The organism is Jatrophihabitans endophyticus, from assembly GCF_900129455.1.
Lineage (GTDB): Bacteria > Actinomycetota > Actinomycetes > Mycobacteriales > Jatrophihabitantaceae > Jatrophihabitans > Jatrophihabitans endophyticus.
In genome coordinates this window covers 313,999-330,504 of the sequence record NZ_FQVU01000005.1, presented here as the reverse complement: position 1 = coordinate 330,504, position 16,506 = coordinate 313,999, and the positions used below count along the sequence as shown (strand labels likewise).

At 64.8% G+C, this 16,506-nt stretch carries 18 protein-coding genes, 1 tRNA gene and 1 pseudogene; 13 read left to right on the top strand and 7 right to left on the bottom strand.

The genetic code is table 11. From position 1 onward, the window contains the following. Nucleotides 1–88 precede the first annotated feature (88 nt). Nucleotides 89–841: a DUF5131 family protein gene (locus BUE29_RS18320; protein ID WP_073391859.1), complete on the top strand. Its 753-nt coding sequence runs from the start codon at nt 89–91 to the stop codon at nt 839–841. 6 nt (nt 842–847) lie between these two features. Here the strand turns inward: BUE29_RS18320 and BUE29_RS18315 are convergent, their stop codons facing one another. The 5 genes from BUE29_RS18315 to BUE29_RS18300 all read right to left on the bottom strand — a co-directional run bounded on the left by BUE29_RS18315 (nt 848) and on the right by BUE29_RS18300 (nt 5,151). After that, nucleotides 848–1,651, bottom strand: a complete 804-nt coding sequence (locus BUE29_RS18315; RefSeq protein ID WP_200800297.1) for an abortive infection family protein — start codon at nt 1,649–1,651, stop codon at nt 848–850. Nucleotides 1,652–1,822: 171 nt separating this feature from the next. Further along, nucleotides 1,823–2,692, bottom strand: coding sequence for an SMODS domain-containing nucleotidyltransferase (locus BUE29_RS18310; protein ID WP_073391858.1), 870 nt, complete (start codon nt 2,690–2,692; stop codon nt 1,823–1,825). 2 nt (nt 2,693–2,694) lie between these two features. Beyond that, on the bottom strand, nt 2,695–3,258 hold the full coding sequence (locus BUE29_RS18305) for an SLATT domain-containing protein (protein ID WP_143168243.1): 564 nt from the start codon (nt 3,256–3,258) through the stop codon (nt 2,695–2,697). A 61-nt stretch (nt 3,259–3,319) separates the two neighbouring features. Next, on the bottom strand, nt 3,320–3,586 hold the full coding sequence (locus BUE29_RS22205) for a hypothetical protein (protein ID WP_143168242.1): 267 nt from the start codon (nt 3,584–3,586) through the stop codon (nt 3,320–3,322). A gap of 41 nt (nt 3,587–3,627) precedes the next feature. After that, nucleotides 3,628–5,151, bottom strand: a complete 1,524-nt coding sequence (locus tag BUE29_RS18300) for a DUF294 nucleotidyltransferase-like domain-containing protein (RefSeq protein WP_159440900.1) — start codon at nt 5,149–5,151, stop codon at nt 3,628–3,630. Between the two features lie 134 nt (nt 5,152–5,285). Between BUE29_RS18300 and BUE29_RS18295 the strand changes: the two genes are divergently transcribed. The 11 genes and pseudogenes from BUE29_RS18295 to BUE29_RS23680 all read left to right on the top strand — a co-directional run. After that, the gene (locus BUE29_RS18295) at nt 5,286–5,501 is read left to right on the top strand and encodes a hypothetical protein (protein ID WP_073391856.1); all 216 of its coding nucleotides are present in this window, start codon (nt 5,286–5,288) and stop codon (nt 5,499–5,501) included. 5 nt (nt 5,502–5,506) lie between these two features. Beyond that, nucleotides 5,507–5,959: a hypothetical protein gene (locus tag BUE29_RS18290; RefSeq protein WP_073391855.1), complete on the top strand. Its 453-nt coding sequence runs from the start codon at nt 5,507–5,509 to the stop codon at nt 5,957–5,959. Between the two features lie 93 nt (nt 5,960–6,052). After that, nucleotides 6,053–6,385: a hypothetical protein gene (locus BUE29_RS18285; protein ID WP_073391854.1), complete on the top strand. Its 333-nt coding sequence runs from the start codon at nt 6,053–6,055 to the stop codon at nt 6,383–6,385. 217 nt (nt 6,386–6,602) lie between these two features. Next, nucleotides 6,603–6,794: a hypothetical protein gene (locus BUE29_RS18275; RefSeq protein WP_073391852.1), complete on the top strand. Its 192-nt coding sequence runs from the start codon at nt 6,603–6,605 to the stop codon at nt 6,792–6,794. Nucleotides 6,795–7,133: 339 nt separating this feature from the next. After that, a complete protein-coding gene (locus BUE29_RS18265; RefSeq protein WP_073391850.1) occupies nt 7,134–9,272 on the top strand; it encodes a type IV secretory system conjugative DNA transfer family protein in 2,139 nt (712 codons plus the stop codon). Between the two features lie 185 nt (nt 9,273–9,457). Beyond that, nucleotides 9,458–10,207 carry a replication-relaxation family protein gene (locus tag BUE29_RS18260; RefSeq protein ID WP_073391849.1) on the top strand — a complete coding sequence of 250 codons (750 nt, stop codon included), beginning with the start codon at nt 9,458–9,460 and terminating at the stop codon, nt 10,205–10,207. Further along, nucleotides 10,204–11,175 carry a DNA-methyltransferase gene (locus BUE29_RS18255; RefSeq protein ID WP_073391848.1) on the top strand — a complete coding sequence of 324 codons (972 nt, stop codon included), beginning with the start codon at nt 10,204–10,206 and terminating at the stop codon, nt 11,173–11,175. The genes BUE29_RS18260 and BUE29_RS18255 overlap by 4 nt, the downstream gene beginning before the upstream one ends. 95 nt (nt 11,176–11,270) lie before the next feature. Next, nucleotides 11,271–11,606, top strand: coding sequence for a hypothetical protein (locus tag BUE29_RS18250; RefSeq protein WP_073391847.1), 336 nt, complete (start codon nt 11,271–11,273; stop codon nt 11,604–11,606). A 184-nt stretch (nt 11,607–11,790) separates the two neighbouring features. Continuing rightward, nucleotides 11,791–12,165, top strand: a complete 375-nt coding sequence (locus BUE29_RS18245; RefSeq protein WP_073391966.1) for a helix-turn-helix domain-containing protein — start codon at nt 11,791–11,793, stop codon at nt 12,163–12,165. 38 nt (nt 12,166–12,203) lie between these two features. Continuing rightward, nucleotides 12,204–12,848 carry an ImmA/IrrE family metallo-endopeptidase gene (locus tag BUE29_RS18240; RefSeq protein WP_084181367.1) on the top strand — a complete coding sequence of 215 codons (645 nt, stop codon included), beginning with the start codon at nt 12,204–12,206 and terminating at the stop codon, nt 12,846–12,848. Then, nucleotides 12,845–13,885 (top strand): annotated as a pseudogene (locus BUE29_RS23680) (recombinase family protein); the annotation flags it as partial. The gene BUE29_RS18240 and the pseudogene BUE29_RS23680, both read left to right, overlap by 4 nt. Nucleotides 13,886–14,555: 670 nt before the next feature. Here the strand turns inward: BUE29_RS23680 and BUE29_RS18220 are convergent. Next, nucleotides 14,556–14,631, bottom strand: a tRNA-Ala gene (locus tag BUE29_RS18220). 184 nt (nt 14,632–14,815) lie between these two features. Between BUE29_RS18220 and BUE29_RS18215 the strand changes: the two genes are divergently transcribed. Further along, the gene (locus BUE29_RS18215) at nt 14,816–15,091 is read left to right on the top strand and encodes an HU family DNA-binding protein (protein WP_073391845.1); all 276 of its coding nucleotides are present in this window, start codon (nt 14,816–14,818) and stop codon (nt 15,089–15,091) included. 65 nt (nt 15,092–15,156) lie between these two features. Here the strand turns inward: BUE29_RS18215 and BUE29_RS22615 are convergent, their stop codons facing one another. Continuing rightward, nucleotides 15,157–16,491, bottom strand: coding sequence for a MauE/DoxX family redox-associated membrane protein (locus tag BUE29_RS22615; RefSeq protein WP_159440899.1), 1,335 nt, complete (start codon nt 16,489–16,491; stop codon nt 15,157–15,159). Between the last annotated feature and the right edge of the window lie 15 nt (nt 16,492–16,506).

The window sequence follows — 16,506 nt, the reverse complement described above, 5'->3', positions numbered from 1 at the left end:
GCCGAGCGTAGGTGGCGAGCGAGCACGGCACAACGAAGCGGCTGCGCATGTCCGCCACTTTGTCGGACTGCCGTCGTACGCTGCATCTGTGGCAGACAAGAGCTCGATCGAGTGGACTGAGGCCACCTGGAACCCGACCACCGGTTGTGATCGCATCACGGCCGGGTGCGACAACTGCTACGCCCTGACCCTCGCCAAGCGGTTGAAGGCGATGGGTAACCCGAAGTATCAGGTCGATGGAGACCCTCGTACCAGTGGGCCCGGTTTCGGCGTGGCGTTGCACGAGGACGCGCTTGCGCTTCCCACTCGCTGGTCCACACCGCGGACTGTCTTCGTCAACAGCATGTCGGACCTCTGGCACGCGCGGGTGCCAGACCAGTTCATTCACCGGGTCTTCGACGTCATGGTGAACACGCCACAGCACACCTACCAGTTGCTCACCAAGCGCCCCAAGCGTCTCCGCCGCATGGCTGAAGAGCTCCCCTGGCCAAGCAACGTGTGGATCGGGACTTCCATCGAGGCGCAAGAGCAGGCGTGGCGGCTCGACGAATTGATTCTGGTGCCAGCGGCCATCCGGTTTATCTCCGCTGAGCCGCTGCTTGGACCGCTCCAGCTTGATCTCAGCGGCATCGACTGGTTGATCGTGGGTGGCGAGTCCGGACGGGGCCACCGGCCGATCAATCCAGATTGGGTCCGCTCGCTGCGTGACCAGTGCGCAGCGTCCGACACGGCCTTTTTTTTCAAGCAGTGGGGCGGCATCCGACCGAAGGCACGTGGCCGCGAACTGGACGGGCGCACATGGGACGCCATGCCACCGCGGCACGCCTCGGTGACCAACTGAGGGAACCTAGCGCCGCCACGGCGCTGCCGGGTCCGACAGAGTATCCAGCATGAACTCGCACCAAAGCCGCGCGGCGTTCACAGCGAGTCGCGAGTGCCTGGAGCTCAGCCCGGTGCGTACCTCCCCGGGCCCGTGCCCGGTACCAAAGCCGCGGTTACGTAGCTCCGCTACACCGGTAGTTACGGTGAGCGAAGCGCCCAGCACCTTCTTGACGGCATCTGAGCCGTCAGGCCCAGCACTGTGTGCAGCAGGGTGCAAACCCAGGGCCGTGTGAGCCTTCGAGACGAGCGCGGGCACATCCTCGGCGTCGGTGTACTCGACGTCTCGCTCGCGCAGCACAAGCTTCGCGGTGCTTTCGATCAGCTCCTTCGCGGAGCCGATCACCTGCGCCGGGTCGTCGCGCTCTAGTGCGGAGGTAATGCGAGCGAGGTGCTCTTGGATGACAGCGGCGTCCTGCAGGTTCGCGAGCAAGTCCTGCTCAATCACCTGCGGCGGTCCGCCGGTGATGCGGCCATCGTCGTTGAGGGTGTAGCCGTCTCGTGCGAATAGACGTCGCAAGCGGGTCATCAGCTCCGCCGGCGGAGTCCAGTCTGATCTTGGGACGAACAAGTAGTGCAGCGCGACCTCGAACACGCGCAGGGCACGACTGACGTGACCGCTGTCGGTCCAATCCACCTGATTGAGGTACGCCTGGAAATGCGTTACCCGTTGACCCCCAACCGGCTCCGGGTATGTGTCGTCTGGGAGCGGTGGCGCGAACAACTCGTCCTGCCACATCTCGTCGATCTCGCGGAGCACCGTGCCGCTCATCTGGTCGCGTACGGCGTCCCGTGTCCTGCGACTTATCAAGTCTCGGCGCCCAGCAGAGCTGCGACCAGTCGAAATAGGTGCGCTTTCTTCGATTATCATCCAGGACATCCGCTCCAAGGTGCACCCTGAACTAATGGGCTAGCCGCAGAGTCCCGAGGAGATCGCACCCTGTCAGTAATACGCAGGAAAATTGCCATTGAAGAGCAAGTCCCACGCGTCGAACGCGTCACGAATTCGGCCGTCCTTGTAATAGTCCTTCGCACGCAACGCTCGGTTGACGGCCGTATCGAGCTTTGACTTCGCATCGATCTTGTTCGTCGTGGACGAACACGGCTCAATCCGACCCGTGTTTCCCGTTGGATCGTTCATTGCTGCAAGTTCGTGGCTCTGCAGCGAGTTGAGAAAATAGTAAAGATCGAGGGGCCAGTCCAGGTATGTCTGCGCACGCATGTACGAGGCGGCGCGCATCTCTAGGTAGAACGATGAGATCGGCACGTTGCGGTAGTACTTCCAAGCTTTCGCAAGTCGGGCGAGCGACTTGGCAGCACCCCTGCGAGGCAGTGAGTTGGAGTCATTGACGTACCCAAAGTGCGCTTCGGGGGTCGAGTCAAGCCATTCTGAGGTCACGCCAGGAATCTTGAAGCGCATCGATCCGTCACTCAGTTTCTCCTGAGCATAGGCCGGGATCACCTCGACACGTTCATAGCCGCCACCAAACTCCAAGACAACTCCCGGACGTGACGTGTGAATATACGTGCTTGGGAACCGATCCTGGAGCGCGTTCTTGACGGACGTGAGCGTGCTCGATGCAAGTGAGGGTCGAGAAGTTTTCAGTGACACGAAAAAATCGACATCGCTCTTTCCGCTCACGCCGGTACCGTGCTTGAACGAGCCACTCTCGAACATGCGGTATAGCCCGAATCGGTCGTCGAGCTTGGCGTAGATCGAAGCGCGATGCGATGAGGCCTTCTCTCGTTCACTTTCTGATGGCGTCAGCCGTCCAAGAAACGTCTCGAAGCCTTCCGCAGCAGTCCGCGCCATCTCTACCCCTCCACCTTGTCCGTCTCGTAGCTCTGGCCACCGGTCTTCTCGATGTTCCGTCTTGACCTCCAGTACGCGTAGGTACTGGGCGGGTCGGCCGTAGCTGTCACATCATCTCGGCGAGCCGTGAGCGTCGCTAGCTCATCAAGTGCTTCTTCCTGCGTAGCCGTCAGTAGTCGAATGGTCAGAAGCTGGCGTGCAGTTGTCTGAATGCCGAGATACGCGTTGGCCGCTGCCTGAGCGGACGAGACTCGGCGCGAAGGGTTCAAAGCCGTGAGCGCCGCACCGAAACCCGCTGCAACCAAGGCAACCACTCCAGGCAGTGAGGTCTTGCCATCCGCAGCCAGTCCGGTGCCACCTGCGATCGCGGCTAAGACCGACGCCGGCACACCGAGCACCATATTCATAGCGCGCCAGAGTTTCATCTGCTCGAACTGTCCTTGGGCACTCCAGAGAGCACTTTCATGGATCCGGTCCACCTCTGCAGCGATCGGCTGCATGTCAGCCGATAGTCCGGTCGGAATCAAGTTGGACACTGCGGTCTCCCGATCCTGAATATCGATCATATGTTCTAATTATAGCGCAACCCAGCTTCGGCGCGGCCGTACCGAAACGCAGACTTGTGCCTCATCCCGACTGGCCCTCTGTGCCGTCTGGAAACTCTCGGTACACGATGTCATCGAACCACTCGTCTACAACCTCCGACGGGTAATCGCTGCTGGTCGAAATCCCGTCAAGGTCCGCCGCCATGTCTGCCGCGATGAGAAGAAGTTCGCCGAGATTAGCTAAACGAGTCCTGTCGAACTCGCTTTCTTCGAGGTCGCGCCTAATATGTACGTCGCCAGCGAGCTGTCGAAGTTCCCGCGCTAGATTTCCCGAGCCGTCAATTTTCATCACCGTCCTTTCGTATATTCAGTATGAGCATCACGTTAGCTCTAGACAAGAGCAAATCGAGCGACTTCAGGTATTCTGGCGTTATATGTCCATAGCATTAGCAAGATGAGGTTGTGTGCGCGGTTGAAGTGGCCTTTGATCGCGTACCAGTCTTGCCGGTCAACTCGATCAGCCATTTCCTCTTTGTCGCACCAACTAAAAGCGAGATATTGCGCGTACAAGGTGCGTAGTGCGCTCGCCGCGCTTGCAATCGTATGGTCGGACGACTCAGCGAGCATGTCGAGTCGCTGGCGTGTGGTCATATTCAGGACTTCTTCCGCGCTCGCTCGGTCGATTCCAACGGTCGTGCATTGCTCAAGAAGTCCCAAGATCGGCGTATAGCACCCGAGCTGCTGCGGCAAGCCCAACTTCAAGCCCGCGATCCGCCGGTCAATCCCGGAGACAGGTCGGCCACCTGAACTCTCCTTCGGAAAGAAGTGCTCAAAGTCGACTAGCATGGTCAACCACAACCTGCGGAGATCGTTGATGAGAAATGACGGAACGAGCCGTCGGGCCTTATTGCCAGTTGGATCCCGCCAGTAGTCGTTCATCGCGAGCTCACGCATTTCGGCGTACAGCTCTGGGTTGACGAAGCATCGGCTATTTGCCAGCAGCAGCGACCGCGCCGTCGTCAATGTCGAGCGCTCCTCCTGCTGCCGTTCGCCAGGCACGAGCATCTGGCGGAAGGACTGCGGCTCTTGGTAGTAGCCACCTTGCGAGAAGCGCTGGATACCGAGCGCCATCCGAGCGTGGTCGATGACGGTCAGCGCCCGGCCGAGCTCAAACTTGTCGAGGCGCCCATGGCGTTTCGAGTCTCCGCCCGGTGCATCGTGAACGAGGAACAGGTCGAGGTCGCTGAACTCCATCGCTTCCTCGCGACCATAGGACCCGCTGGCGAAAATGCAGAGCTTGTCAGGTGGTTCACCGATACCTGTCAGCGCGTTGTCGCGCGCCCTCAACAGCGCTGACCAGAGTTCAGCGCACTTCTCTTGACGCGCGCCCAACCACTCCAACGGCGGACGATCGCCGAGCACACTCACAACAGCCTCGGGGGCATCGTCGAGGTACAGGTCTGGCGTTGGTGGTAGCCCGGACAGCCGGCGCTGTTGCTCTCGCATCCGCTGCCGCGTGACCCGATGTAGCGAGATCAGGGAGCTGGCGACCATCTCGAGGTCTTCGGACTGCGGCTTACCGGTGTACGCCCGGTACTTGATGCCTCGCTGGTTCATGGCCGCCGCAGTCCGCTGCTTGAGTGGGGTGTTCGGGGCTACTACGCCACTGAGCCCGAACAAGTGCGCCGCCGAGCTACTCAGGGAGTCGTTGTCGATCAAGCCGACGGCGGCTCGGAGGTAGTTCTGCAGACCGAGAACCGTCGGTTCACCCTCGGCGCCGAAGCCCGCTTCGACGGACAGTCGTGTCAGGTTGGCCACGGCGACCAGGTCTGGGTTCGCCAGTCCCGATTTCCGGAGTGTGTTCAGCTCCGGCAGCAGGTCAGCGGCCGTCAGGTCATGCACTTCGCCGGTCATGTGTGCCCCCTGGACCTGCATATTGCCGCGATTTTGCCGCTCGACGTCGTAGGCATGCCGCAGGGCTGCCGTTTACCCCAGACATCGTGTCACTGCCTGCGCAGACTCGGAGTTCCGATGTGGTACGAGGCCGAGTGGAGGGCACCGTGAATCCTGAAGCTTTTGACGGTTCGGACGGGCCGGAGCTCCAGCGCTACTTGACGGCCGAGGCCGACTCGATCGAGCAGCTGCTCCGCCTCGCCGACGCGGTGGAAGCCACGAACCCGGCACGGTCCATGTATCTGCGCATCAACGCGCGTAAGCGGGCGCTGCAGTTGTTGGCTATACGCGAGTGGCTCGACCTTCGGTGAGTGGAGTGGTGGGGCAGGGCGAAGCACTCCGTCTGGCCACCGAGCTGGCGCGTGTTCGGCAGCGGGGTATTGCCCTGGTTGACCGTGTCGGCTACCACCAGTCGCCTGTGGTGACCCCGATCCTTGATCAACTACTTGTACGCGGCGAACTCGGCATCAGCCGTAGTCGCGCCGCAGCGATCGCCGAACTCCTCGATCTGCGACTCCTCATGTACGGCGAGGAGTCTGCTGCCCAGGCTTCGTTCGTCCGGAGCTTGTTTTTCGACCGAGACGGTCGCGGACCTGGTGCCCTAGGAGCCGCCGGGCTACTCAACTTGGCGCGAAAAGGCCGTGGTATCACCCCCGACGCGTTCCACCACCTGCAGCGGCAGGAGCTGATCGACTTCGCGCGCTTCCTTCTCCGCTGCGATGCCGAGCTTCGCAGCGTCGCGGATAGTGACCGGTTTTTCGGCTCGTAACCGCGCTTTTTCGGCGCTGAACTGGGTCTGTCGGCGACTGCGGTCGACCGCTCGATCGGTTCGAGCGCCGCAGGTGCGACGGAAGGAAGGACCATGAGCCACGAAATGGTGCAGTACGGCGGCGGGGAGCTGTACCCGGCAGATCGGCGTCGCGCCGGGCGCAGCGTCTCCCGCATGCAGGGAAGCGGCGCGGTGCGGCAGAGCCGTATGGACGTCGAGACCGATGTGACCATGAATAAGCTGGACAACGTCACGATGGCGACCGGCAGCGGCATGCGGGCCGTCATCACGGTGGCCCAGGCCCAGCAAGCGCTCGAGCAGATGATGCCCAGTGCTTCGGGGCGGTTGGCGATGCTGGCCGACGATCATGCGCTCGGTGTCGCCGACGTCCTGGCCGATCTGCGGTACCGCGCCCGGCGGATCTAGTGTTTATCGTCTTGATCGCCCTGGCGGCGGTGGTGCTGGTTCTGGCCGCCGTCGTCACGCGACACGTCATGGCGAGTCGTCGTGCGTATCGCCGCGTGCAGTGCCTCCGTTCTGCTCGTTCATTGGCAGACACTCAGATTGATCAGCTCACTCGTCAGGCATTGCAGGCAATGCGAGACGTGGCGCGTGAGCAGTCGAGGCGATCCGGGCTTCGGTAATGCAGTCGAAGAACAGCTGGCTGGACAGGGCGGTGACGAGCGCGTTCAGCGTGCTCGTCATCGCCCTCGTCCTGTTCATGGCCGTCCAGCTGCTGCTCTCCATCCTCACCGCGCTCATCGTGATTGTCGCGGTGGCCGGCGTCGTTGGCGTCGCCGTCGCGATTTTGCGGTCCCGCAATCGGGGCTGGTAACAGCGACGAGCCAGCGTCAATTCGGTGCTGTCAAATACACAAACTGTATTGCTGTTGTTTCAAAACAACACTATAACTAAATGCACTGGCATTGTTGTTTCAAAACAACAGCTGCTTTGCATCACTAAGCGAAAGGAGGGTTAGACCACATGGCACGAAATAAGCGCATTACGAATTACGGTAAGGGTAGGCAGCGAAACATTTCCGTTCGTGCCGTGCGGCGTGATCCTCCGGATCTGCGCCGGCTCGGCCGAGCCGTCCTCCAGCTCGCTATCGAACAAGCCGCAGCCGAAGCTGCCGCCGAGGCCGAGCAGAAGGGCAAGAGCACGGAGCAGCGCGGTGCCTGAGTCCCGCACTACCTGGCGTGAACTGCGCTGGCAGCGTCCGCTCGAGGTTGACCGCGTCGCCGGTGCCCTTCGGCAGTGGGCCGCAGATGCCCGCTCGCCCCGCATCGTCCTGGAACTGCGGTTGACCCGCGATGGTGCTCGCTACCTGATCGGCTGGCCGTCGGCCGCTGACATTCGCGCCGCGCTCGCCACCATCCCGAACGCCACGCTCGTGCCGGTGCCGGACGAGCTCCGCACCGCCGTCGTGACGAGCGGCCAGCTCAAGGCCAACACCCGTCACCGACCGCTCGTCACCGATCATCCGGAGCGCGTCGTCAGAGCACTGCTGGCGACCGGCGTCAGGCTCGTGAAGGGCGAACAGCTCGTCGTCCAACTACTCCTCGGTCCGCGCCGTATCCCGCTGGCCGTACCGGATCAGTCGCCGTCTTCCGTCGTCGCGCCTTGGTACACGGTGGCCTGGATCGGCAACGGCGGCCGCATCGACGGTGATAAACGGCGGGCCCTCCGGAGCAAGGTGTCCGACTTCGGCTTTGCCTGCGCCGTCCGCCTGGGCGTCACCGCAACCGACGCCGAACGTCGTAAGAGCTTGCTGCTCGGGTTGTCCGCCGCCGTCCGTGTCGCCGAGGCGCCCGGCGTGCAGCTGCGCTTCCGCCGCATGCACGCTCACGACTTCAACGCCGCTGTTTCACCACTGCGTTGGCCACTGCGCCTGGGCGTTCCGGAACTGGTTGGCCTGACCGGCTGGCCGCTCGGTGACGAGGAGCTGCCCGGCCTGCCGTCGCCGCACCCGAAGCCACTCTCGCCCGCACCGGGCACGACCGGCACCGAGCTGGTCATCGCCGACGCGACCGCCACCGACAAGCCGACCGGCCTGGTGCTGCCGATGTCCTCGGCCGTCCGCCACGTCCACGTCATCGCGCCGACCGGCGCGGGCAAGAGCACGCTGCTCGCTAACTGGACCGCCCAGGTGGTGAACGCCGGGCACGGCGCCGTCGTTATCGAGCCGAAGGGCGACCTGGTCGACGACGTCCTGGCGCGGATCAAGCCTGAGCATCAGGAGCGCGTCGTCGTGCTCGACCCGAACGACCCGGCGCCCGTCGGCCTGAACCCGCTCGCGACGCAGGGCGGCCGCTCCCCCGAGCTCGTCGCCGACGCCATGGTGTCGGTCTTCAAGCAGCTCTACGGCAAGGCGGTCGGCGCCCGCACCCAGGACATCCTCTACGCCGGACTGCTGACGCTCGCGCGCCGCGGCGATGCCTCGCTCGTCATGCTGCCGCTGCTGTTCACCAACCCCGGCTTCCGCCGCAGCGTGACGGCCGGGCTGCGCGACCCGCTCGTCCTCGAGCCGTTCTGGGCCACCTTCGAGCACTGGTCGGACGCCGAAAGAATGGCCGCCGTCGCGCCCGCCATGAACAAGCTGCGGCCGCTGCTACGTCCTGGGCTCCGCGGCGTGCTCGGGCAGCGCGCACCGCGCTTCACGACGTCGCAAATTTTCACCGAGCGCAAGGTGCTGCTGGTGCCGCTCAAGCGCGGCGTCATCGGGCCGGACGCGGCGCAACTCTTGGGCTCGCTGGTCGTCGCCGACCTCTGGCAGTCGATCCAGGCGCGGGCCAACGTCCCGGCGGCTGATCGGCATCCCGTCGCCATCGTGATCGACGAGGTGCAGGACTACTTGCACCTGCCAACTGACCTGGCCGACGGCCTGGCCCAAGCCCGCGGCTACGGCGCCGGGTTCGTGCTGTCGCACCAATTCCTGAGCCAGCTGCCGCGCGAGCTGAAATCGGCGGTGCTCGCGAACGCCCTGAGCCGCATCGTCTTCCGCCTGCCACACGAGGACGCCGTCCAGCTCGCCAAGGGGCACCCCGAACTTGCTGCTGCCGACCTCGAAGCCCTCGGTCCATACGAGGTCTACGCCAACCTGTTCGCCCGCGGGACGACCACGCCGTACGCATCGGGCCGCAGCCGCCCGCTCGGCTCGGCGACCGCAGATGTGGCTGCCGTTCGGTCGCGCAGCCGCGCTGCCTACGGCCGTCCGCTCGACGAGGTCGAGGCCGGCTTCAGCGAGCTGTACGACCAGACGAGCGCCCCGGACGACCTCGGCCCGACCGGACGGCGGAGGCGTTCACCATGACCGCGTACCCGTCAGATCGCCCGTCGGATCGCGCAGGCGAACCAACCCTCGAACCAACCGAGTTCAGGGCCCTCCCGGCCCGCAAGGCGCCCGGAAGTATTGCCCGGTCGGGTGTCATGCCGCCGGTCCCTGAGCGCCATGGAAGGCGAACGCCGGCCGGCCGTCTGGACGCCGTCGACCGGTCGATGACCGACACCGACCGCGCCCTCCTCGGCGATCTTGACCGCTTTGGTTTCCTGACTACAAACCAATTGCAACTCCTGCACTTCAGCACGAACGCCAGTGAGCTGGCCGCTGCTCGTCGTACCTACCGCGCGTTGACTCGACTGGCCCAGCTCGGGGTCGTTGAACATCTCGATCGGCGCGTCGGTGGTGTCCGTGCCGGCTCGGCGTCCTACGTCTGGCGGGTCGGGCCAGTCGGCCACCGGCTGCTGCTTGGTGACACGGCGGCGCGACTTCGGCGGAAGGAACCGAGCCTGCGCACGCTCGACCACCGGCTGGCTGTCGCCGACGCGGCCGTTCGTCTGACGCTCGCCAGCCGCGCGGGCAGCTTCGAGCTGCTCAAGCTCACCACCGAGCCGGACAGCTGGCAGTCGTTCCTCGGGCCCGGCGCCGTCCGCCAGGTGCTCAAGCCCGACGCCTTCGCGGTCACGGCGATAGACGACTATGAGGACTACTGGTACCTCGAGATCGACCGCGCGACCGAGAGCCTGCCGACCATCGTGCGCAAGTCGCTCCAGTACGCCCGCTACGTCCGCACCGGCGACGCGGTGCAGCGCTACGGCGTCAACCCGCTCGTCGTCTGGCTCGTGCCGGACGAGAAGCGCAAGCAGGCCATTGAAAACGCCATCGCCACCAGCGATCTCGATCTCCGGCTGTTCCGCTTCGCCGTTCAGGACGCCATTACTGCGCTCATCGCAGGGGGTGCCGGATGAGTCTGCCGCGCAACCGAATCATCGTCGGCGACGCACTCGCCACCATGCGCACGCTCCCGAGCACCAGCGTCGACATGGTGCTGACCAGCCCGCCCTACCTGGGGCTCAGGGACTACAAGATTGCGGGTCAGCTCGGCCAGGAACGCCACGTCGATAGCTGGGTCGAACCACTCCGCGCGGTCGCCCAAGAAGCTGCCCGCGTCCTCGTTCCGACCGGCACGCTCTGGCTGAACGTCGGCGACAGCTACTCGATACACACGGAGCAGGGCGCCGAGCGCAAGAGCCTGCTGCTCGGACCGGAGCGACTCGTCCTGGCGCTGACCGCCGACGGCTGGCTGCTGCGAAACAAGATCATCTGGCAGAAGCCCAACCCGATGCCGACATCGGTACGCGACCGCTTGGCCTGCACATGGGAGTACATCTACGTGCTCGCTCGCAATCCCTCGTACTACTTCGACCTCGACGCCGTCCGTCGTCCGCACCGCAGCCGACCGAGCGCGACGCGCCGCGCCGTCTTGGCATCGAGCGACGACCACCGTGGCCCGAACAGCATGGGTACCAGCGGCCTCCTGAAGCTGAAGGCCAATGGCCTTGTCGGGCATCCGCTCGGTGCGAACCCGGGCGACGTCTTACGACTCGCGAGCTCGAACTACCGCGGCGGTCACCGGGCGACGTTCCCGCTCGGGCTCGCCGACTACGCGCTCCGCGCCGGTTGTCCCGAAGCACGCTGCACCGGTTGCCGTCGTCCGCATGTCCGCCGCGTCCTACGGGCCCTCGGTGGCACAGCTGTCCGGAGTGCGCTCGGCCCGACCTGCGACTGCACGTATGGGCGCGAGCCGGGCATCGTGCTCGACCCCTTCATGGGCGCCGGCACGACCGCCCTGGCCGCCCGCGCGCTGCACCGCGACTGGCTCGGCGTCGAGTTGAGTCCCACGTTCGCCCAAGAGGCACGGAGTCGCATCGCATGATCAATCACCCCGGCACCTCGTCGCTGTTCTGCGGCTGATTCCCGTGAACCACACCGTGGATCAGGTCAGTCGCAACCGCACCGAGGAGGTGCCGTATGTCCCAGATGGAAAGCACCGGCAGGAACGGCGGCGTCAAGACGCTGGCCATCCGGCTGGAGCCCGAGCTGCACGCCCAGCTGAGCCTGGTGGCTCAACTGCGCAGCAGCACCATCACCGATGAGATCCGGGCGGCCATCGAGTCGCACATTGCGGCCGTCAAGACCGCACCGGAGCTGGCAGGCAAGGCCGACGACGTGCTCGCCGAGATCGAGCGCGACGCCGCCGCCCGCCGTGAGGCCATCGCCACACTGTTCGGCAGCGGCGAGGCCCCGGTGGAGCTCGACCAGTCACCCAAGACGCGCACGCGTCGGGGAGGTGCATCGGCGGACTAGGAGCCTTGCGCTCCAAACCTGGCAGGGCCGGACGGTTTCGAAGCGCGCATATTGCGCCTCAACCGTTCGCCCTGCCAGATACACCACCAAGGATCGCCTTTCCTAAACGTTGTGGAATTGGCCGCCAGTGTTGTTTTGAAACAACAGAAGGGCGATAATGGAAGACATAAAGGGGAGAATGCATATGACTGATGAGGACATGCAGCAATTGGCCGACATGCTGAAATCGCGGCGTGAATCGCTCAACCTTTCCGCGCGTGAAGTCGCCCGTCGGGCAGGTCTCGACACCGGCGTCATCATCCGGCTCGAGCGAGCCGCTAACCCGACACCCCGGCTTGAGAACTTGAAGGCCATCGGCGAGGTGCTCGGCATCCCGGCAGCTGACCTCTACGCCGCCGCCCACGCTCTGCCTGTCGGCCAGCTACCGTCACTCAGGCCCTACATGCGGGCCAAGTACCGCCAACTACCGGACGAGGCGGTCGCCGAGGTTGAGTCCTTCATCGAACAGCTGACCCGGCGTCACGGCAGCGGCCCACGACCACACCAAGACGAGCACTAACCCTTATATATAAGTACCAACCCGAAAGGAGGGGCCATATGCAAACACATATCAATCTCGACGAGAGTCGCAGCGTGCTGGGGTCACTCCGCGCACTGTTCCCGGAGCGCCGGGTTCGCTTCTTCGAGGCGCTCCGCATCGCCGAACTGCAGGCTACGCGGCTGCACCAAGTGCTCGCTATCGAAGGTGACGCTGTGCCGAGTGAGGCAGTCAGCGAGCTGCCGCGTATCGAGGTGCAATACCGCGATATCCCAACCTCCGGCATGAGTTACTGGAACGGCACGACGTGGATCATCGCGATCAACCGCTGGGAGCCGCGCACCCGCCAGCGCTTCACGCTGTTCCACGAGTTCAAGCACATCGTCGATCACGGCCGCGCCAAGCAGCTGTACGCAACTGACGAGCAGGCCGAGCAGGCCGCCGACTTTTTCGCCGGCTGTGCCCTGATGTCTCGCGGTGCGCTCAAGCGCGCTTGGGCGGGGCTCATCCAGCAGCCGGCTGTCCTGGCCCGGTTGTTCGACGTCTCGCCGCGTGCCATCACCGTCCGACTCGCGCAGATCGGGCTGACCGACAGCGGGGAGCGCTGCGAGCGCCCAGCCGCGCCGCACCGCCCGCGTCCGGGCCACTACCACCGCCAGCGCTCCACCCGACCGTATGAAACCTCGGAGGTTCTCGTCGCATGACCGAGCAGCCCACTCGAACGACACCACGTGCGGTGCTCTACCTACGTGTGTCGACACCGCGTCAGATGCACACCGGGGTCGACGTCGATCCTGGGGGCAACTCGATCGCGACCCAGCGGGAGACCTGCCTCGCGAAGGCGCAGAACCTGAACGCCGTCGTCGCCGCCGAGTTCGTCGAGCCCGGCAACTCGGCGCAGTCCATCGAGAAGCGGCCGGTCTTCAAGCAGCTTCTGAGCTACCTCGAAGCCCACCGCGGCGAGGTCGACTACGTCATCGTCTACATGCGCTCGCGTGCCTTCCGGAACTCCATCGACGCAGCCATCACCAAAGGCGCACTCGGCCTGATCGGCGTCCGCATCATCTCTTGCAAGGAGGACTTCGGCACCGGTCCGGTTGCCGATGCCATGGAGACTGTGTCCGACGCCTTCAACGAGCTGATGGTCCGGCAGAACGGTGAGGACATCCGGCAAAAGCTGCGCCACAAGATGCTCAACGGCGGCACGGTGTCGCGCGCCAAGCTGGGCTACTTGAACATCCGCGCCAGCCACGAAGGTCGGCTGTTCAACACCATCGGGCTGGACCCGGAGCGCGCGCCGTTGGTTGCAAAGGCGTTCGAGCTATACGCCAGCGGCGAGTACTCGGTCGATGCGCTTGAAGCCACGATGGCGGATCTCGGACTGACGACCAGACCGTCGGGCCGCAACCCGCAGGCCATGCCGGTGTCGAGCAACAAGCTGCACCGGATGCTCGCCGACCCGTACTACGCCGGCTGGGTGACGGTTGATGACAAACTCATTGAGGGGCGACACGATCCGATCATCACGCAGCAGCTGTTCGACCGTGTCCAGGACGTCCGGCGGCAGCGCTCCGCCCAGGGCAACCGCGACCGAATCCTGGAGCACTACCTCAAGGGCATGATCTTCTGCGGACGCTGCGAAGCAAACCACCGTCGCAGCCGCCTGATCTACACCGAGGTCACGAAGGGCCCCGGCCGCGTCTACGGCTACTTCTTGTGCCGGGGTCGGCAGGAAGGCTTCTGCGACCTGCCGCATCTGCCGAGCTGGCAAGTCGAAGAACAGATCGAGCGGCACTACCGCGATCTCGGCCTGAACGACGACTTCGTCGAGACGATGACCGACTTGATCAGCGAGACCCTCTCCAGTCGCCAAGAGCTGACGCAGCAGTTGCACGATCAGGTCACCAAACAGCTGCACAAGCTTGAGGCCCGTGAGCAGCGCCTGATCGACCTCGCCGCTGATGGGCTCCTGACCCGCAGCAAGATCTTGGAGCGCAGTAACGGCATCCAGATGGAGCGCGTCCGCCTGCATGCACAACTGGCCGACACATCCGCTGAGTTAGCTGCCGGAGCCGCCCGTCTCGGCGAGGCCATCGAGCTCCTACGGAACCCGCTTCCCCTATACGAACAGGGAAGTGACGAGCTGCGGGCGCAGCTCAACGCGACCTTCTTCAAGCGCTTCTTCGTCAACGACGATCCGTTGATCGTCACCCACGACGAGGCGCAAGCACCCTTTGACGAGATCCGGGAGGCGAGCGTCGTCTACCACCGCTACAAGTCCTTGACCCTCGGCCAGCGACAGTCCCATCGGACGAAAAAACGCCCCACCGCGAACGGTAAGGCGTCATCTTTCAGTCGAATTCTGGTCTTATCGGACGTTGTTCCGGTCCAGAGTTCGAGTAAGCATCATCTGGTGGAGCTGAGGGGACTCGAACCCCTGACCCCCACACTGCCAGTGTGGTGCGCTACCAGCTGCGCCACAGCCCCTTGCGAACCCCGCGCTGGTGGAGCGGAGCCAGAGCAGAACACTACACGGCCGCTGCACGCGGGCGTCACCCGGGCACCGGCATGAACGACACGCCGGGACGCTGCAGGCCCCCAATTACGGGGATTTTCGGCGAGGTAGCCATACTGGGGGCGGCACACGAACCGACGATCAAGGGAGACCTTCGTGAACCGCAAGGAACTGGTGGCCGCTGTCGCCGACGGCGCCGACCTCGAGCAGAAGACGGTCGACGCCGTTCTGCGCTCGCTCCAGTCCACGCTCGAGGGCGCCGCGACCAAGGGTGAGAAGGTCAGCGTGCCTGGCTTCTTCGCGCTCTCGGTCGGCGAGCGCGCCGCCCGCGAGGGCCGCAACCCGTCCACCGGCGAGACGATCCAGATCCCCGCCGCCAAGACGGTCAAGCTCACCGCCGGCAGCGCCCTCAAGGACGCCGCCAACAAGTAGTCCCGCAGTACGCGACGAAGGCCCGTCCCCCACGTGGGGACGGGCCTTCGTCGTGCGTGCGCTGGCTACGGCTTGGCCGACGACTTCGCCGAGCTGGCCGGCGTGGCGGCCGGCGTCGACGCCTTCGTCGGCGTCGGTGTCTTAGTCGGAGACGGGCTCGGCGCCGGGCCGTTCTTGGCCGCCTTGGCGACGGCGGCGGTGAAGTCGCTCAGGCTGTTGCCGATCGTCTTGCCGTTGACCTTGATCGTGGGCGTGCCGCTGACGCCGTCCTGGCTGGACCGGTCGGTGACGGCCTGCACGAGCGCCTTGTGCTTGTTGTCGGTGACGCACGAGGTGAAGTCGGTCTTCGACTTGGCCGGCAACCCGGCCTTCGTCGCGTCCGCGATGATCATGCTGTCGGCGATGCCGCCGGCGCCCTCGGCCGGCTGGATCTTGGTCTGGAACATGTAGGTGTGGAACGTGTGGAAGAAGTCCACCGAGATGTCGGACGCGCAGTAGCCGGCGTTCGCGCCCCGTGACGAGTAGTGGCCGTTCTCCTCGCTGTCCAGGCTCGACAGCGAGATCATGTGGTACCGCACCTGCGCCTTGTTCTGCTGCACGTAGGTCTGCATCGTCTTACCGACGCGCTCCTCGTAGTCGCGGCAGTTCGGGCACTGGAAGTCCTCGTACACGTCGACCGTGGCCGCGGCCTTCTTGCCGTAGACGACGCCGTTCGCGACGGACGCGTTCGTCGCGGTCAGCGACCCCTCGACCTTGGCCCGACCCGACTGGACGCCGATGCCGATGAGCGCCACCAGCACGACGACGCCCGCGGTCGAGGCGGCCACCCAGCGGTTGCGCGACTGCGCCTCCTTGCGACGAGCTTCGAGCAGCGCGTTGTACTTGCGTCGCCCCTGCTCCGAGCGCAGCCGCTTCGCCGACGGCGGCTCGACGTAGTCGTGGCGGGCGATGAACTCGTCGATGGAGAGACGCGTCAGCGGCCACAGCACGAGGAACGCCGCGAGCAGCAGCAGCCCGACGTCACGCAGGATGTCGAGCGTGTAGGACGTGCCACCGTCGGTCGTCCCGCCACCGCCGAAGCAGCCGCAGTCGAGCGAGATGCCGCGCGCCGCCGCCTGCACCAGGCCCACGAGGAAGACGAAGAACAGCACCGCGGAGACGACGGCCGCCACCCGCACCACGAGTCCCAGGATCAGCGCGAGGCCGAGGCAGAACTCGAGCACGGGCAGGCCGTAGCCGATCGCCTTGGCGAGCCACTCGGGCGTCGCGTCGTAGGCGCGGACGGCCTGCACGAACGTCCGCGGCGAATGCAGCTTCGACCACGACGCCCAGATCCAGACGACGCCGAGGAACAGACGGATCACGGTGCCCAGCCAGGGGCGAGCTGACAGCCATCTCACGGACACGGATTGTGC